Genomic DNA, 14,845 nt, shown 5'->3' with positions numbered 1-14,845 from the left:
TCGGTGACGATCTGCCGGCAACACGTCGGTGCGGGCGGGACTTGTTGCGTCCTGGTGGTCACGGGACCCCTGATTTCGGGGGTCGGTGACGTTCTGCCGGCAACACGTCGGCACTGGGCGCCGGTCAGCGGGTGTAGAGCCTCGCCTTGGCTGTCTTCACGTGAAGGCTCTCGGGGGTGCCCTGGATCGTCACGTCGCCAGGGATATCGATCCACTCGCCACCGTTGACGCGGAACTCGCCCGTGTACGTGGCATCGGCCCGGACCGTGAAGTCGCCGGACTTCGCGTACGACTTGGTGATGTCGCCCTCCGGATAGGGACCTCCCAGAGAGGTGGTTGGTCCGCTAGTCGTGCCATCACCGTAGACGTAGGTGATGCTCTTGGCCCGCGGCCGGATCTCCACCCGGAAGCCCGCCATCCGCGCCCGGTTCACGTGGTCGATCTCGCCCGGTTCGTAGCCGGCGTCCGGCCATCGGGTCTCGAAGTACGTCGGCAGGGTCACGAGGGTCACGTTGCCCTTGGGCTGGACCTCCAGCGTCGGCCTCGCGAACGCGGTGTCGTGGAAGGCGGCCAGGACCATCGCCATCGTCACCACCGGCCGCGCGCCAGGGGCGTCCTCGGGGAAGCACGTGATCCCGTACTGCACCCACTGCCCAGTCGCACTCGCCGCAGCGTCAACGGTGCGACGGAACAACCGCACGCTCGGCCCAAGCCCCTGCGCCGGCGTGTTGCCGGCGCAGAAGGCCGCGGCCTCGGTGCACAGGTCATCCGCGTTCGGATTGTCGGGCGAGTTCGACCCACAGTTCGAGACCGACGCGTACTCATGTCTCGTCGCTTTCGCGGCAGTTGCAGCCGCCTGAGCATGGATCGCTAACAACTCCGCGCGGTCGAACAGAGTCGTTCGGGAGCCACCACCCGTGAACAGGCCGCCCCAACCGTCCGCGGCCCAGGCGGCCGCGGGAGCCAGGACGAGGACAGAGCCAAGGCAAACAGCAGTCACTGTGCGTCGAATACTCGCCACTGTTCATCCCCCCAGATGAGTAGCACGGTCCTCGCGATTTTCATGGCAGGGTCCGTTCTCACTTCGGTCCCGGCAGCGTCCACGACCTTGACCCGGTTCTGGTTGGCGGTGAGACGGATCAGTTGGCGCGCAGCCACCGCACCGGAAACCGCTGTTGTCCGGATTTGGGTGATTGGGGCTGAGACATAGCGTTGCTTCTTGGTGACCAATTCGGAGGCCGTGGTCTCAAGTCCCTTGCACGCGATACAACCCGGATCGCTCAACGGCGGGAGTAGTCCTGCCGCGGGCTTGGTCCAAGCCACGTTGGATTGCTCGACGAAGAAGCGCACGAAAGCCTCGGCGCCTTCCGGGGTGTGCGCCGTTGCCGCCGCCGGGATGTCCACGGCAGCAGTCGTGGGAGGCGAGCTCGTCGTCGCCGACCTGCTCGGCGGTGAGCTCGTCGCACTCCTCGACGTCGTCGAACCTCCAACCGGCGGGTCGGCGCCCCCAGACGAACACCCCACCAGGGCCAGCGCCACGCCAAGGCCGGACGCGGCATACGCACGCACAGAACCCACGGTCGATCCCCCTCAGTAGCCCCCGCTACCCGATCGCACGCGACTCTACGCAAACAGATGACAACTGGCCCAGCACCATCCACAGCGCGGACACCCGCCGAGACCGCCCTACCGCCCGGAGCGTCGGTCGAACACCAGCTGCAGGACCTCGGCGGCGTCCTCGGGGGAGTCGACGTGGAACCGCGCAGCGGTCTCGCCGGGACCGACCTTGACGGTGAGGTCGTCCGGCCCCAGCGCCCGGAACGCGTCCTCGTCGGTCACGTCGTCGCCGACGTAGGCGACGACGTCCGCCCCCACCTCGTCGCGCAGGGCGACCAGCGCGGTGCCCTTGTCCGCTCGCACCACACTCACCTCCACCACGTGCTTGCCGTGCAGAACGTGCAGTCCGGTATGCCGGGTGGTCACCTCGAGCGCCGCCGCCTCGGCATCGCGCGCGGCGGACTCGTCGGCCATCCGGCGGGTGTGCAGGACCACGGCGGTCGGCTTGAACTCGAGCGAGACACCTGGGGGCAGCCCGACGCACAGGTCCTTGAGGTCGTCGGTGACCCGGTGGAGTGCCTGCGCTTCGTCGTCGCTCAGGCCGCGACCGACCTCGGAGCTGGTCTCCGCCCCGTGGCTGCCGATCCGCACCACGGCGCTGTCGGCCAGGCCGGTGAGCTGGGTCAGGGTCGAGAGGTCGCGTCCGGACACCACCGCGGCATACGTGGAGGGAAGGGCCGCCAGGCCCTCGAGGCTCTCGATCGTGCCCGGTAGGGCGCGCGATGCCATCGGGTCGTGGACGAGGGGCGCGAGCACGCCGTCGAAGTCAGACGCGACGAGCACCGTTGTCGCAGAAGCTAACTCGTCGATGGCCTCCGTCAGTCCAGGGGGCAGGCTCACGGGATGGAGTCCTCGGCGTTGTGCAGGTCGCGCGCCTTGCGGTCGGCCGTGGCGTGCTCGTCGTCGGCCTTCTGCTCCTTGGTGGTGCGCTGCGGTCGATCCGGCGCGACGGCGAGGGCTTCGAGGAACCGGGATGCCCACCGCTGCACGTCGTGGTCGGCGACGCGGCGACGCATCGACCGCATCAGGCGCCGCTTCTCCTTCTCGGGCGTCTCGATCGCCCGCATGATCGTCTGCTTCAGTCCCTCGATGTCGTGCGGGTTGCAGACGAACGCCTGGTGCAGCTCGTGGAAGGCCCCCGTGAACTCCGAGAGCACCAGCGCACCGCCCTCGTCGTGACGGCAGGTGACGTACTCCTTGGCGACGAGGTTCATGCCGTCGCGCAGCGGGGTCACGAGGACGACGTCGGCGGCGAGGTACAGCGCTGCCATCTCCTGCCGCGGGTAGGAGTGGTGGAGGTACTGGACCGCAGGCGAACCGATGCGACTGTGCTCTCCGTTGAGGCGTCCGACCTCGCCCTCGATCTCGTGCCGCAGCTCGCGGTACGCAGCCACCCTCTCGCGGCTCGGCGTGGCCACCTGCACGAAGACCTCGTTGGGCGGCGAGACCTGGCCCTCCTCGAGGAGCTCCCCGTAGGCCTTGATCCGGTGCCCGATGCCCTTGGTGTAGTCGAGTCGGTCCACGCCGAGGAGCAGCGTGCGGGGGTTGCCGAGCGACTCGCGGATCTCCTTGGCGCGCTGCTGGGTCTCGGGCTGTTTGGCGACCGCCTCGAGCCCGACGTAGTCGATGGAGATCGGGACGGCGCTGGCCCGCACCCGCCGGCTGTCGTCGGCGCGCGAGACCGAGACCGTGTCCCCCTTGGTGGGCAGCCCCAGCAACTGCCGGCAGGCACGGACGAAGTTCTGCGCGTCCGCGACCCGCTGGAACCCGAGGTAGTCCGCTCCGAGCAACCCCTCGAGCACGGCCCGGCGCCAGGGCAGCTGGGCGAACAGCTCGACCGGCGGGAAGGGGATGTGGTCGAACCAGCCGATCCGCACGTCTGGACGCAGCTCGCGAACCATCGCGGGCACCAGCTGCAGCTGGTAGTCGTGCACCCACACCGTCGCGCCCTTCGCGGCGACCTCGCAGACCGCCTCCGCGAACCGACGGTTGACCGTCTCGTAGGCGGTGAACCAGTACCGGTGGAACGTCGCCGGGACGATGACGTCGTGGTAGATCGGCCAGAGCGTGTCGTTGCTGAAGCCCTCGTAGTAGTGGGCGACCTCGTCCTCGGACAGGGGCACGGGGCGCAGGTACATGTCGTCCTCGACGAACGGCTCGGGGGACTCGCCCGCCTCTCCGTGCCACCCGACCCAGGCACCCTCGCGGCCGCGCATGACCGACTCCATGGCGGTGACCAGACCGCCCGGGCTGGTCCGCCAGGACTCCTGCCCGTCGGCGTCCACGACCCGGTCCACGGGCAATCGGTTGGCGGCGATGACCAGGTCGAACTGCTGCTGGCTGCGAGGCACAGAAAATCAACTCCACGGTGTAGTTGCAGTGGCAACCCTATGTCGCGAGCCGACCTGACGGCACACGGTGCCACGGCCGTGGGAGCTCTCCGGCGGGTATGCCGCGTGCGTGGGCTCCCCCTAGCGGTGGCCCTCCCGGCGGTCTACCGTCTGAGCATGAGGATCTCGGATGTCGTGCGTCGCAAGGGTGGCCAAGTGGTCACCATCCGCTCCGAGGAGACCGTGGAACGGCTGCTCGACCTGCTCGCCGAGCACCGCATCGGTGCCCTCGTCGTGAGCGACGACGGTGAAAGCGTGACCGGCATCGTCAGCGAGCGTGACGTCGTGCGCCACCTGCACAGTGACGGCGCAGCCGTGCTCCTGGCGCCCGTGGGCTCGATCATGACGGCCGACGTCCAGACGTGTGGGCCTGATGTCCAGATCGACGAGCTGGCCCGCACCATGACCGACCTGCGCATCCGCCACGTACCGGTCGTGGTCGATGGCAAGCTGCACGCGATCGTCAGCATCGGCGACATCGTCAAGCACCGGATCGACGAGCTCCAGTCCGAGCGTGACCAACTTGTTGGGTACATCCAGCAGTAACCTCACCCGTTTCACAGGGGTCCCTCACGTACCGTAGGGGGATGACGGCGCAGGACGCAGGGGGATGACGACCGAGGCGATGGAGGGCAGCGGCCGGTCCGTCGCGCCCGACGGCCTCCGGATCGGCCCGTACCGCCTCATCCAGCAGCTCGGCGAGGGCGGCATGGGAGTGGTCCACCTGGCGCTCGACCCCAGTGGCAGGGCCGTGGCGCTCAAGCTGTTGCGCCCGCACGTGGCGCACGACCGCGACGCCCGCACCCGCCTGGCGCGCGAGGTGCAGGTCCTGCGTCGCATCGACGACCACCGTGTCGCGGCCGTGATCGATGCCGACCTCGACGGCGACCGGCCCTACCTCGTGACCCGCTACGTCCCGGGCCCCGCCCTGGACGACGTGGTGAAGGAGTCCGGCCCGATGCGTGGCGGCGAGCTGCTCCGGCTGGGCCGTGGCCTCGCGGACGCCCTCCACGCCATCCACGCCGCCGACGTCATCCACCGCGACCTCAAGCCGGGCAACGTGCTGCTCCTCGACGGTGACCCGGTGCTGATCGACTTCGGCATCGCCCACGTCGCAGACGACGTCCGGATCACCATGACCGGGCTGGTCATGGGGACGCCCGGCTACCTGTCCCCCGAGGTCGTCGAGGGCGCCCCGGTCACCGAGGCCACCGACTGGTGGGGATGGGCCGCCACCCTGGCCTACGCCGCCAGCGGCGCCCCGCCCTTCGGCCGCGGACCGATGGACGTGGTCCTGACGCGGGTCAGCAGGGGCGAGGCCGACCTCACCGGGGTCGACCCGCGCCTCGCCCCACTCCTGTATGCCGCGCTGTCGCCGCAGCCGCGCCAGCGCCCCGACTCCGACGAGGTCGTCGACGCGCTGGAGCGCTACGCCACCGGGAAACCGGTGACCGAGGCGCTCGCGACGCCCCCGCGGCATACCCAGGTGTTGGAGAACCGTCCCACCGCACGCTGGGAACGCCCTGCGGTCGCCGCCGGGCCCGTCGCCCTGCCTGTCGAACCGGAATGGGCCCCAGAGCCGCAGTGGGTGTCTGACGGGCAGTGGGCGCCGGAACCCGAGCAGGACCTCGTGCCCTGGGACGAGCCCGAGGGCGAGCTGTCCGAGTGGCAGGCCGCCTGGGAGGGGGAGGTCGGCGAGCCGGACCCGCGCATCGGCCGCCCGGCGCGCACCGGCACCCTGCTGGCCCTGCTCACCGTCGTGGTCGCGGCAGCGGCGGGGTTCCCCGTGGTGGCCGTCGCGGTCGCGGTGCTCTGGTCCTGGGCGGCCCGCACCGCGGACCGCTCGGTGACCTCGCTCGTGCTGCGTCGCCACCACCGCGGCCGCCGCCGGTCCGACATGCCGCTGGCCGTCGTCGCGAGCCCCTGGCACCTCGTCGTGGGGGCGCTCGCGACCGTTGTCAGCGCGATCCTGCCCCTGCTTGTCGGGATCTGTGCGGTCTTCAGCGCAGCCCTGGCCGCGGTGGCGGTCAACAGCGGCTCGCCGCACCCGAACTCCTCCGCCCCGCTGGCCGTGGGCGCACTGGTTGCCGCGTTGATGGCGTGGTGGGGCCCGGGTGGGTCGGGCCTGCGCCGCGGCACCCGAAGCATCATCCGCGGAGTCAGCCCCGGCCCGCGGGCGACCCAGGTGCTGGTGGTCCTGTTGCTGCTTGCGGCTGGCGCGCTCGCCGTGTGGAGCCTGCAGAACTCCGGTGTGCCGCAGTGGTGGCCGACCGAGGCGCCGTCGGGGCTGCTGTCCGGCGTCGGCCTCACCGCATGACGGAGGGCACCGAGGGCAGGCCGGCCAGGCCACGACCGGTCAAGCGTCGTCCGGTGCTGCGCCAGAGCCGGATCTGGCGGGGGGAGGAGCTCACCGAGACGCTTCCGATGATCGAGAGCCTGCGACACACGCCCTACCGCAACCCGCGTGTGCTCCAGGCGGCCGCCGAGGAGCGTGAGGCCAGGGCGTCCCTGGACCTGGCGCTGCGGGTCGGCGAGCTGATGCTGCGTTGTGGCGCGGGCGCACCGCAGGTCGAGTCGTCCGTGGTGGCGGTGGCCGCCGCGGCCGGGTTGGACAACCTCGAGGTCGACATCACTCTCCAGTCGCTGCTGATCCAGTGCTCGACCGGTTCGGGGGTGCCGATCACCATGCTCCGGGTCGTGCGCTCGTCGACCCGCGACTTCGCCCGGCTGACGGCCGTGCACGAGTTCGTGGAGAACCTCGTCGCCGGCTCGTACGACCGGGAGGCGGCGGCAGAGCAGCTGCGCGAGATCCGGCGCGCGCCTCGGTTCTGGCCCAAGTGGACGGTTCGTGGCTCCCTCGGGCTGCTCGCCGCGGCCATCGCCGTCATGCTCGGCGCCGGTGTGGTCGCTGCCCTGGTTGCGGGGATCTCGGCCCTCCTGGTGGGGTATGCCGCCCGCGTCCTCGGCCGCGGAGGCCTCCCGGACTTCTACCAGTGCGCCATCGGCGGCTTCCTGGCGACGACGATCGCGTGGGGCGCCTTCAGCCTGGGTGCTGCGGGCTGGCTGCCCGTGTCGTCATCCGACTTCGCCTTCATCGTGGCCGGTGGGATCACGGTGCTCCTCCCGGGTCGGACGGTCGCCTCCGCGTTCGAGGACGCGATCTCGGGCTACTCGGTCACGGGTGCGGGCCGGATGTTCGCCGTCTTCCTGACGACGGCGGGGATCATCCTGGGGGTGGCCACGGGCCTGTCCCTGACGTTCGCGCTGACCAGTGCTTTCGACCTCGAGCTCGCCTCACCCTCGATCATGGCGACGCGGGCACTCGACGCCCCCGTGGTGCTGGCCGTGGTGGGAGCGTTCGTCGTGGGCGTGGCCGGCGCGGTGTCGCTGCGGAGCCGGCGGCTGCTGGTCATCCCGTGCGGGCTGCTCTGCGCCGTCGGGGTCGCCGTGTCACTCGCGGTGTCCCGGGTCGAAGGGCTCGGCCAGCTCGCGGCGGCCGGCAGCGCGGCCATCGTGCTGGGATGTGCCGGCCGACTGCTCGCCTTGCGCATGGGTGCCCCGGCCATGGTGCTCGTCGTGCCCGCGTCCTACGGACTGTTGCCGGGTCTGGCCATCTTCCGAGGGCTCTACGAGATGGTGAACGGCTCGTCGGCCAACTCCGGGAGCCTGTCCCTCCAGGGCGGGCTGACCACCCTGCTCGGGGCGATGGCGGTGCTGCTCGCGATCGCGGCCGGCAGCGTGCTGGGGGAGTTCATGGCCGCGCCGTTCGACCACCGCATGGTGCAGAAGCGGCGGGCCCGCCGGCGCTGATCAACGGCACCGGGTGACCTTCGGCGATCGACAGCCGGCGGCGGGCTGCCGTCAATGTGTCCGAATTGCTTGTCGCCGGGGTCAGTGCCCTCTACGGTGGACAACCTGCGCAAATGCGCTCTCACAACTGCACACGGCATACCCAATCAGCCATGCACATCCACCGCGCCGAGCCTCGTCAGGTGGATGTCTTGCCGGAAGATCTCCGGGCAGACGAGGACGGGGGACCCAATTCGGCCACCACGGTGGCCTTGGGGTGAAGTCGGCTCCGGCCGACCGGGCACCTGACAGCCCGAACCCGACAGCTCACCCCGCAGGCGCCGGTCAGGAGAGGAACCCCCCCGCCATGTTCTATGCCCCGAAGCACTCTGCTCGGAAGGTCAACCCCGTCCGCCGTCGAGTGACCGGTGTCGCCGTCGCCGGTGTCGCCACCGTCGCGGGAGGCATGGCGACCGCGACCTCCGCGTCGGCATCGACCGTCTGGGACCGGGTTGCCGCCTGTGAGAGCGGTGGGAACTGGGCCATCAACACGGGCAACGGCTACTACGGCGGACTGCAGTTCTCCGACCGCACCTGGGATGCCTTCGGCGGTGAGCGCTATGCCGCGACCGCGAACCGAGCCTCCAAGGCCCAGCAGATCTCGGTCGCCCAGAAGGTCCTCTCCTCCCAGGGGCCCGGTGCCTGGCCGACCTGTGGGGCCCGGGCCGGACTGACCCGCGCCAACGGCGGGGCGGTCAACGCCGGGTCGACCACGACGCAGACAGCCGCGTCGCGGTCGGTGGTGCGCAAGGCCCCCGCGACCTCCTCTGCACGGTCGTCCGCGGGCAGGCTGGTGGTCGACGGCATCCGCGGACCGAAGACGAACGCCGCCATCGAGCGCTGGGTCGGGGGCTCGGTCAACGGCACCTTGTCGCGCGCCGACGTCAAGGCGTTGCAGCGCAAGGTCGGCTCGGCGCCCGACGGCGTGATCGGCCCGAAGACGGTCGCCGCCCTGCAGGCGAAGATCGGCGCCCGGAAGAACGGCTCGCACTCGCTCGACCGCGCCACCGTGCGGACCCTGCAGAGCTACCTCAACGCCCGCTGACCCACCGCGCCGGTGAGCCGGTGAGCCGGTGAGCCGGTGAGCCCGTGCGCCGGTGCGCCGGTGCGACGTGTTGCTCCGGGATGGTCACCGACCAGCCTGAGCGGCGATTCGTGACGTCCACGTGGCAACAGGTGCTGTCCCCCTGGCACTGGTTGCCGTGTGGTGGTCAGGAATTCTCGACGAGGGCGCCCGCGCCGGTACCATCGTCGCCGTCTGCTGCGGCAGGCAGGCCGGCGTGGCGCAATTGGCAGCGCACTTGTCTTGTAAACAAGGGGTTAGGGGTTCAAGTCCCCTCGTCGGCTCTCTGACCAGCATTTTTTCCTCAGGTCCCGTCACCGTGGTGTGCCAACCCACCGCTTTGCCCACCGCTTTCAAGGGTGAAGCGGTGTGGATCGACGGCTTCCAGCGCGGCAAGGACTCGCGGGTCGACCGATCTGCGCCCGAGATAGAAGTCGAGGGACATCGACACCCGAGAGTGCCCGAGCTGGTCGGCGATCATGCGCGGTGAGGCACCTCCGCCGTCGAGGATGGTCGCCATGGTCTTGCGCCAAGTGTGCGAGGTGACCCACCCGAAGCCGAGTCGATCTCGAGCGTCAGCCAACTGCCGCGACACGTTCCGGGGATCGCGGAAGCGGCCATCAACGGTGGCGAAAATCGGTTCGTCCGGAGCGACGCCAACCTCGGACCTGCGCCGCAACATCGCCACGCACCAGGTCGGCAGTAAGAGGGCGCGCTGACCCGCCTTTGACTTCGTCGTCTTGCGCAGCAGGCCCTGTCCAGTCACCCGAATCAAGGTCGACGTCACCGTCAAGGCACCGGTGTCCAGGTCGACTTCGGTCCAAAGCACTGCCAGGGCTTCACCGATCCTCAGGCCGGTGGCAAGCAGGAATGCCGAAAAGTCCACCAAGTCCTGACGGACAGCAACCTCGTCCGCGGTCATACCCATGAACCACTTTGCCTGCTCTTCGCTGGTGAGCGCTCGGGGCTCCTTGGCCCGGATCCCCTCGAGGCGCTCCAGCTCGCGCGCTGGGTTTGCTGCGATCGCGCCTTGGCGGACCGCGAGGCTCAGGGCGCCTGACACGATCGAACGGCAGGTGCGTGCGGTAGCGGCGCCGACGTCCTGGTAGACGTCGAGCACGAAACGATCCACGACGGGCGTTGTGAGTTCCCGAAGTCTCAGGCCACCGATCCGGGGGAGCACATGACCTTCGAGTTGACGTCGGTATGTCTCCACGGTGCCCGGCGATCGTTGTCCTAGGTCGGCCAACCGCTGGATGCGGCTGAGCCAGACCTCGGCTGCCTCAGAGAGGGTCGAGGCGCCAGTGAGCTGACCGCCAGATCCGCGACGCTTCCGCTCCTCGAGCTCGGCCACCAAAGCCTGACGGGCGCCGCGAGGACTCGGCCCCCACCGCTCCACCTTTCGGACCTTGCCATCGAACCCGCGAAACCGTGCCCGCGCGACTACGGGGCTAGGCCCACCTTTCACGCGCTGGATCGACACGTCGCCCCACGCTCCCACCTCGAGCTCCCGCCGGGCCACGTCACGCCACCGCGGTGTGACGCTCGAGCCACTCCATGACGGCGCTCTCGCGGTAGCGAAGGTGACGGCCGACCTTGAACACCGGCGGGCCAGTCCCCTTGAGCCGCCAGTCGTACAGGGTCTGCACTGGAACGCCGAGATATCGCGATACGTCGTCGACGGTCCACAGCGGGTCATGTCGCATGCACATTGCTCCTCCTTGGTCGTGTCCTCCGCTGTTGTTGGGACTTCCATTGCGCGTACTCGCGTGCTCGGGCTGCAGCTGCCTTGGCCAGGGCGGCGTCGCCCGCTGTTTCCCACCCCACGCCGGCGAAGCGCCAATCTCCGATGACGAGCGTGGTTTCGTCCTCGTCGTCGGCCATGAGCTCGGCCTCGAGCCCAGCCAGGTCGATTCGCCTGCCTTCGCGGCGAGCAAGGGCGATGAGGGTCTGTGCGCGACGCCGGGCTCTGCGGAGTGCTCCTAGGGTGATGGAGTAGCGGTGGGACTTGGTTGCGAAGTGTCCGCGGAACCCCAACATGTGGACCCAGTTGGCCATCCGCTCGTAGGCAATGTCGTGCTCGTCAAGGTCCGAGAGGTTGGCGGTGCTCTGCGCGCAGTCAGCGATGGCGGCCGCAACGGCTTGGATTCGCTGGAGGTGGGGGTTGCTGCCGCCGTCGGCGCTCTCTGTGGCCGACTTGGTGGCGTACTTGGCCAGATATCCGGCCACCTGCTCGGGTTGTAGAGGCCTTTCCGGGTCGTCCGTGCGTCTGCTGGTTCGGACGCCTCGTGCGTCGACCTGGGATCCGAAGCGCAGACTTCGCTCGAGGTTGTCGTCCAAGGCTGATGGAGCGGTGAAGCTCACGGCTCGGGACGCTTCCTCGACGAGCAGGGCCAACAGTGCCGGGCCGATGGAGGGCGGGCTCGCAGCAAAGCCGGCGTCGCTCTTGGGCCCATCGAGGCGTACGAGGGCGTGGAAGTGGACGATCCCACGCAGCTGGAACTCGGCGACCTTGGCGTACTGGAGGGTTGCGTGCTCGTTCAGGTCACGCGGCTTGACCCCCAACGTCTTGGCGATGAGCCGTCGCAGGGTGATCGTGAACCGTCGCCACAACTCTGGAGCCCACCACTGCCAGACCACGTGGGAGGCGTAGTCGTAGCACTCCCAGCAGAGGGGTTGGCCGAGACCGGGGTCAGTCGGCCCGTGCCGAAGCATGCAGGACATTGAGCGACCGTGCGGGCACCTTGACTTGGCCCCTGAGCGGGGGTGGCACCGCCGTGAGCCGTCCCTCACGCCGTGGACGCTGCCGAATGATGGTGCAGTCAGCGTGGCGAAGACGAGAGGGTTCTCGGCGACCGTGTCCGGAACGCCTTTGCCACCAGTGAGTCCGCAGCGGATGAGGTGGAAGGTGTCGGCTGCGTAGACGCGCGAGCAGGAGGGGCATACGTCGGCACGGCGGTTGCCGCAGCGGAGGTGGAGCACCCCGAACGCCTCATCGAGGGTGCTGAAGGTCTGAAGGGGTTGACCGGTGTCTCGATCGAACGATGTGCTGCTCCCGCGAACTCGTATCGGGTTGGTGCAGTACCCGACCCGAGCTGCCGTGCTTGCCCAGGCGTCGAAGGATCGGTTCGTCAGCCGACGCACAATGTGCTGTTCTTCGGCGACCGACAAGCCGTTGAGGTCGAGCCCGGCAGCATCGCCGTGGCCGGGAAACCGTTCCCTGCCACGTCGTGAGGCCGGGTAGTGACCCATCACGCAACCCTGGGGTCCTGGTGCTCGAGCACGTCGTCAATGACCGCCCCGAGACGTTCTCCAGAGGCAAGCCTCAGGAGCAAGGGCCGGCGCTTGCATGCGGGAACCCCTCCCCACACTCCGAACTCCTCGGCATACACCAGGGACGCGGCAAGGCAGGTGCGCCGGACTGGACACGTCTCGCAGATCGCTTCGGCGCGACGCGTCTTGGGGCTGTTGGCGTCCTCGAACCACAGCCACGAGGAACTGCCGGCGCAAGATCCCTGCGCCTGCCAGCGACTCGCGTCGAGCTCACGGACTGATAGCTCTGGGCCGAGGTCGATCCACGGCATGGGGCGTCCGTAACCAACATCGGGGTTTGATCTCGGCGTTCGACTCATGCGACTTCTCCTCCCTCGACGGGCGCCGCGGCAGCCAGCCGAATAGGTCTAGGTCTGGGCGACCTGATGGCCAGCTCAGCGATGTCCGCGTCGGTCAGGTACGACGCGCGCACCCGCCTTTGAGCGCGGGTTCCCTCCACCCGCACGTAGGCGACCCCCGGAGTCAGCTCGCTGATGTGATCGGCGGTTGCACCGAGGTCTCGAGCGCCCTCCCCCAGGACCATGTCGACCTGAATCGGATTGTCCAAGCGCATGGCAATGCGGGTGGGGAACAGATCCCGCCAGACGACGACGTCCTTGCCGGGATCTTGAACGGCTGCCAGCACCGTGATGCCGCAGGCTCGGCCTTGCGTGAGGAGAAGTCCGAGCGCCTGGTCGATGCGCCGAACGATGGTGCGCTCAGCGAAGGCCGTCAATGTGGCCAGCTCGTCGACGAGGAGGAGAATGTGGGGCGATGCCGGAGTTGCAGCATGGGTGCGCACCCCCTGCTCCGCCAACTCCCTCGCCCGGACGTCTTTGAGGGTCACGAGGTGCTCCAGTGCCAGACACATCTGTTCGGCGCTGCCGTCTTCGAAACGCGCGAACAGAGGCAGTCCAGGACGCAGTTCCATGCCGCCCTTGGGGTCGATGGCCCAGACTTGCAATGACCCGGCCCCGATCGCAGGGGCTGCGCCGTTGAGGAGGGACCAAATTACGGATCCCTTACCGGCGCCCGTTGCCCCCGCGACAAGTACGTGGGTGCCGAGCAAGCGCAGGTACCAAACCTCCCCGTCCTCGTGTCGACCTACTGGGACTGACGCCAGGTCGACCTGCCCCTTGGGTGCCGAAGGACGGATCACCGGTGCAAGGGCATCCCGGCGGTGCAACTCGAGGAAGACCCGGCCCGGGCGGTCCTCAACGACTCTTGCTTCACGACACTTGAGGGCATGCGCGAGGCCATCGCACTGTGCGGCCACGTGCGAGGGGGTGAGCCCAGCGGGGAGGCTGAGCTGCAAGGTGTGCACTCCCGCCCTCGTGACGCGGACCCGCCGGATCCTCGGCAGCCGAGACTGGTCTGTGCGGTGGGCATTGAAATGGTGGTCATAGGCGACCAGTCCGTTGCGTGACGCGGCCTTGGGCCATCTTGAGCGGTACCAAGGTGCGGCGGCGATCGAGGCGAGTCGCGGGTGCGCAGTGTCGGCGAATGAGCTCGGTGCCGCGAGTCGCCACGTGATCAGCGCAAGCAGGACTCCGATTGCCGTCCAGATGAGGAAGTGCGATCCCAGGACGTATCCCTCGATTGCGAGCCCCACGACGATGATCGCCGGTACTGGGTTTCGGGCAGCTGCTAGCAGGATGGCGCCAACGGCGCGAACGAGCGCCCAGCCGAGCCGGACGATTCCCTCGAGAACGATCGACAGGGGGTCGTCACTGTCGAACATGGGACGAGCGGGGGTGCGGTCCATGTCAGAACCCCGTGCCCGCGACACTCGCCACAGCGTTGCCGATGAGCATCGCGGCCTCGCCCATGTGACGTTCGACCTGAAGGAGGTGTTCGTCGAGTTCTCGATCGGGGCAGCTGTGGAGCTGATCCCTCAGCCTGGACTGCCGACCGTAGAGATCCTCCTGCTCGCGCCACAGCAACTGAAGTCGTCGGTGTACCTCGTCGGGTGCGACGCCGACCGCGTTTGACCACTGCCTTGCTTGCCCGCCGCGCATCTCACCTCTCCCTTCGCATGTCAGAGAGCGCGTCGGTCAGCCAGGCAACCATGTCGATGGGGCGCACGTCAGGCCGCCTTGGTCGGGCTCTGCTGGTTGCTGGATCCGGACTTCACCGGCCCCATTGCGTCCGCGCGGTAGGACCAAGCGATGCGCGAGAATTCCTCGTTGACCTTCTCGACGTAGGGGAGGGCGGACAGGCCGTGGAACATCACAGGCGTGATCGGACCACCACTCTCGTTGGCCGGCGGTACTGGCTGCACCTTGGCCAGGAATTTCACCGTGACGGTCCGGGCACTCTTCGATGCGTCGGGGTCTAGGTCCAGCACGTCGACCTGCCAGATCGGCAGACCCGAGTCGACGTCAACCTGTTGCACCTTGTTCTCCCGTGTCGACCGGTCGAAATCCGACACCGGCGTCACGGGCGAGACGATGAAGGCCCCGTGGGGGAACACTTCGTCGTGGGAGATCTTGAACCGCTTAGCGATAGCCATGGTGGCTTCCTCCATACTCGGCAGCACGCCTTATGCAGTGCTGCATAGATGCAACTATGCATGAGTGCATGGCTCAAGTCCACTCTTTGTCGTGCAGAGAAG

At 68.7% G+C, this 14,845-nt stretch carries 16 protein-coding genes, 1 tRNA gene and 1 riboswitch; of the genes, 7 read left to right on the top strand and 10 right to left on the bottom strand.

Translation table 11 applies throughout. From position 1 onward, the window contains the following. Nucleotides 1–124: 124 nt before the first annotated feature. Both AC1DWP_RS08050 and AC1DWP_RS08045 read right to left on the bottom strand, forming a co-directional pair. Nucleotides 125–700 (bottom strand): hypothetical protein, encoded by a 576-nt coding sequence (locus tag AC1DWP_RS08050; RefSeq protein WP_477613949.1) that lies wholly within the window; start codon nucleotides 698–700, stop codon nucleotides 125–127. Between the two features lie 296 nt (nucleotides 701–996). Then, nucleotides 997–1,404, bottom strand: a complete 408-nt coding sequence (locus AC1DWP_RS08045) for a DUF6318 family protein (protein ID WP_477613948.1) — start codon at nucleotides 1,402–1,404, stop codon at nucleotides 997–999. Between AC1DWP_RS08045 and AC1DWP_RS08040 the strand changes: the two genes are divergently transcribed. Next, a complete protein-coding gene (locus AC1DWP_RS08040) occupies nucleotides 1,397–1,597 on the top strand; it encodes a hypothetical protein (RefSeq protein WP_477613947.1) in 201 nt (66 codons plus the stop codon). The genes AC1DWP_RS08045 and AC1DWP_RS08040 overlap by 8 nt on opposite strands. 89 nt (nucleotides 1,598–1,686) lie before the next feature. Here AC1DWP_RS08040 and otsB read toward each other — a convergent pair whose 3' ends face one another. Both otsB and AC1DWP_RS08030 read right to left on the bottom strand, forming a co-directional pair. Further along, complete coding sequence (gene otsB / locus AC1DWP_RS08035) at nucleotides 1,687–2,457, bottom strand: trehalose-phosphatase (RefSeq protein ID WP_477613946.1); 771 nt, start codon at nucleotides 2,455–2,457, stop codon at nucleotides 1,687–1,689. Next, entirely contained in the window at nucleotides 2,454–3,968 is a 1,515-nt protein-coding gene (locus AC1DWP_RS08030; RefSeq protein ID WP_477613945.1) for an alpha,alpha-trehalose-phosphate synthase (UDP-forming), read from the bottom strand. Before AC1DWP_RS08030 ends, otsB begins: the two co-directional genes overlap by 4 nt. Nucleotides 3,969–4,124: 156 nt before the next feature. Between AC1DWP_RS08030 and AC1DWP_RS08025 the strand changes: the two genes are divergently transcribed. From AC1DWP_RS08025 to AC1DWP_RS08005, 5 genes are all read left to right on the top strand, one after another. Further along, on the top strand, nucleotides 4,125–4,553 hold the full coding sequence (locus AC1DWP_RS08025) for a CBS domain-containing protein (RefSeq protein WP_477613944.1): 429 nt from the start codon (nucleotides 4,125–4,127) through the stop codon (nucleotides 4,551–4,553). 64 nt (nucleotides 4,554–4,617) lie between these two features. Continuing rightward, nucleotides 4,618–6,324: a serine/threonine-protein kinase gene (locus AC1DWP_RS08020; protein ID WP_477613943.1), complete on the top strand. Its 1,707-nt coding sequence runs from the start codon at nucleotides 4,618–4,620 to the stop codon at nucleotides 6,322–6,324. Next, nucleotides 6,321–7,817: a threonine/serine exporter family protein gene (locus AC1DWP_RS08015; RefSeq protein ID WP_477613942.1), complete on the top strand. Its 1,497-nt coding sequence runs from the start codon at nucleotides 6,321–6,323 to the stop codon at nucleotides 7,815–7,817. The genes AC1DWP_RS08020 and AC1DWP_RS08015 overlap by 4 nt, the downstream gene beginning before the upstream one ends. A gap of 182 nt (nucleotides 7,818–7,999) precedes the next feature. Continuing rightward, nucleotides 8,000–8,152, top strand: a riboswitch (cyclic di-AMP (ydaO/yuaA leader). 11 nt (nucleotides 8,153–8,163) lie between these two features. Next, complete coding sequence (locus tag AC1DWP_RS08010; protein ID WP_477613941.1) at nucleotides 8,164–8,901, top strand: transglycosylase family protein; 738 nt, start codon at nucleotides 8,164–8,166, stop codon at nucleotides 8,899–8,901. A gap of 229 nt (nucleotides 8,902–9,130) precedes the next feature. Continuing rightward, a tRNA-Thr gene (locus AC1DWP_RS08005) sits at nucleotides 9,131–9,203 on the top strand. Nucleotides 9,204–9,223: 20 nt separating this feature from the next. On the opposite strand, the gene AC1DWP_RS08000 is transcribed toward AC1DWP_RS08005, so the two are convergent. The 5 genes from AC1DWP_RS08000 to AC1DWP_RS07980 all read right to left on the bottom strand — a co-directional run bounded on the left by AC1DWP_RS08000 (nucleotide 9,224) and on the right by AC1DWP_RS07980 (nucleotide 13,972). Then, entirely contained in the window at nucleotides 9,224–10,273 is a 1,050-nt protein-coding gene (locus AC1DWP_RS08000; protein WP_477613940.1) for a site-specific integrase, read from the bottom strand. Between the two features lie 169 nt (nucleotides 10,274–10,442). Beyond that, a complete protein-coding gene (locus tag AC1DWP_RS07995; protein WP_056922324.1) occupies nucleotides 10,443–10,625 on the bottom strand; it encodes a helix-turn-helix domain-containing protein in 183 nt (60 codons plus the stop codon). Further along, the gene (locus AC1DWP_RS07990; RefSeq protein WP_477613939.1) at nucleotides 10,615–12,171 is read right to left on the bottom strand and encodes a replication initiator; all 1,557 of its coding nucleotides are present in this window, start codon (nucleotides 12,169–12,171) and stop codon (nucleotides 10,615–10,617) included. Before AC1DWP_RS07990 ends, AC1DWP_RS07995 begins: the two co-directional genes overlap by 11 nt. Continuing rightward, nucleotides 12,171–12,503, bottom strand: a complete 333-nt coding sequence (locus tag AC1DWP_RS07985; protein WP_477613938.1) for a WhiB family transcriptional regulator — start codon at nucleotides 12,501–12,503, stop codon at nucleotides 12,171–12,173. The genes AC1DWP_RS07990 and AC1DWP_RS07985 overlap by 1 nt, the downstream gene beginning before the upstream one ends. Before the next feature lie 44 nt (nucleotides 12,504–12,547). Next, entirely contained in the window at nucleotides 12,548–13,972 is a 1,425-nt protein-coding gene (locus AC1DWP_RS07980; RefSeq protein WP_477613937.1) for an FtsK/SpoIIIE domain-containing protein, read from the bottom strand. Between the two features lie 88 nt (nucleotides 13,973–14,060). On the opposite strand from AC1DWP_RS07980, the gene AC1DWP_RS07975 reads away from it, so the two are divergent. Next, on the top strand, nucleotides 14,061–14,222 hold the full coding sequence (locus AC1DWP_RS07975) for a hypothetical protein (protein WP_477613936.1): 162 nt from the start codon (nucleotides 14,061–14,063) through the stop codon (nucleotides 14,220–14,222). A 95-nt stretch (nucleotides 14,223–14,317) separates the two neighbouring features. On the opposite strand, the gene AC1DWP_RS07970 is transcribed toward AC1DWP_RS07975, so the two are convergent. Then, nucleotides 14,318–14,743 carry a plasmid replication, integration and excision activator gene (locus tag AC1DWP_RS07970; protein ID WP_477613935.1) on the bottom strand — a complete coding sequence of 142 codons (426 nt, stop codon included), beginning with the start codon at nucleotides 14,741–14,743 and terminating at the stop codon, nucleotides 14,318–14,320. Nucleotides 14,744–14,845: the final 102 nt, after the last annotated feature.

This window comes from Pedococcus sp. P2_F6 (assembly GCF_056403675.1).
The sequence above is the reverse complement of the archived record's forward strand: the minus strand, read 5'-3'. Positions and strand labels throughout refer to the sequence as shown.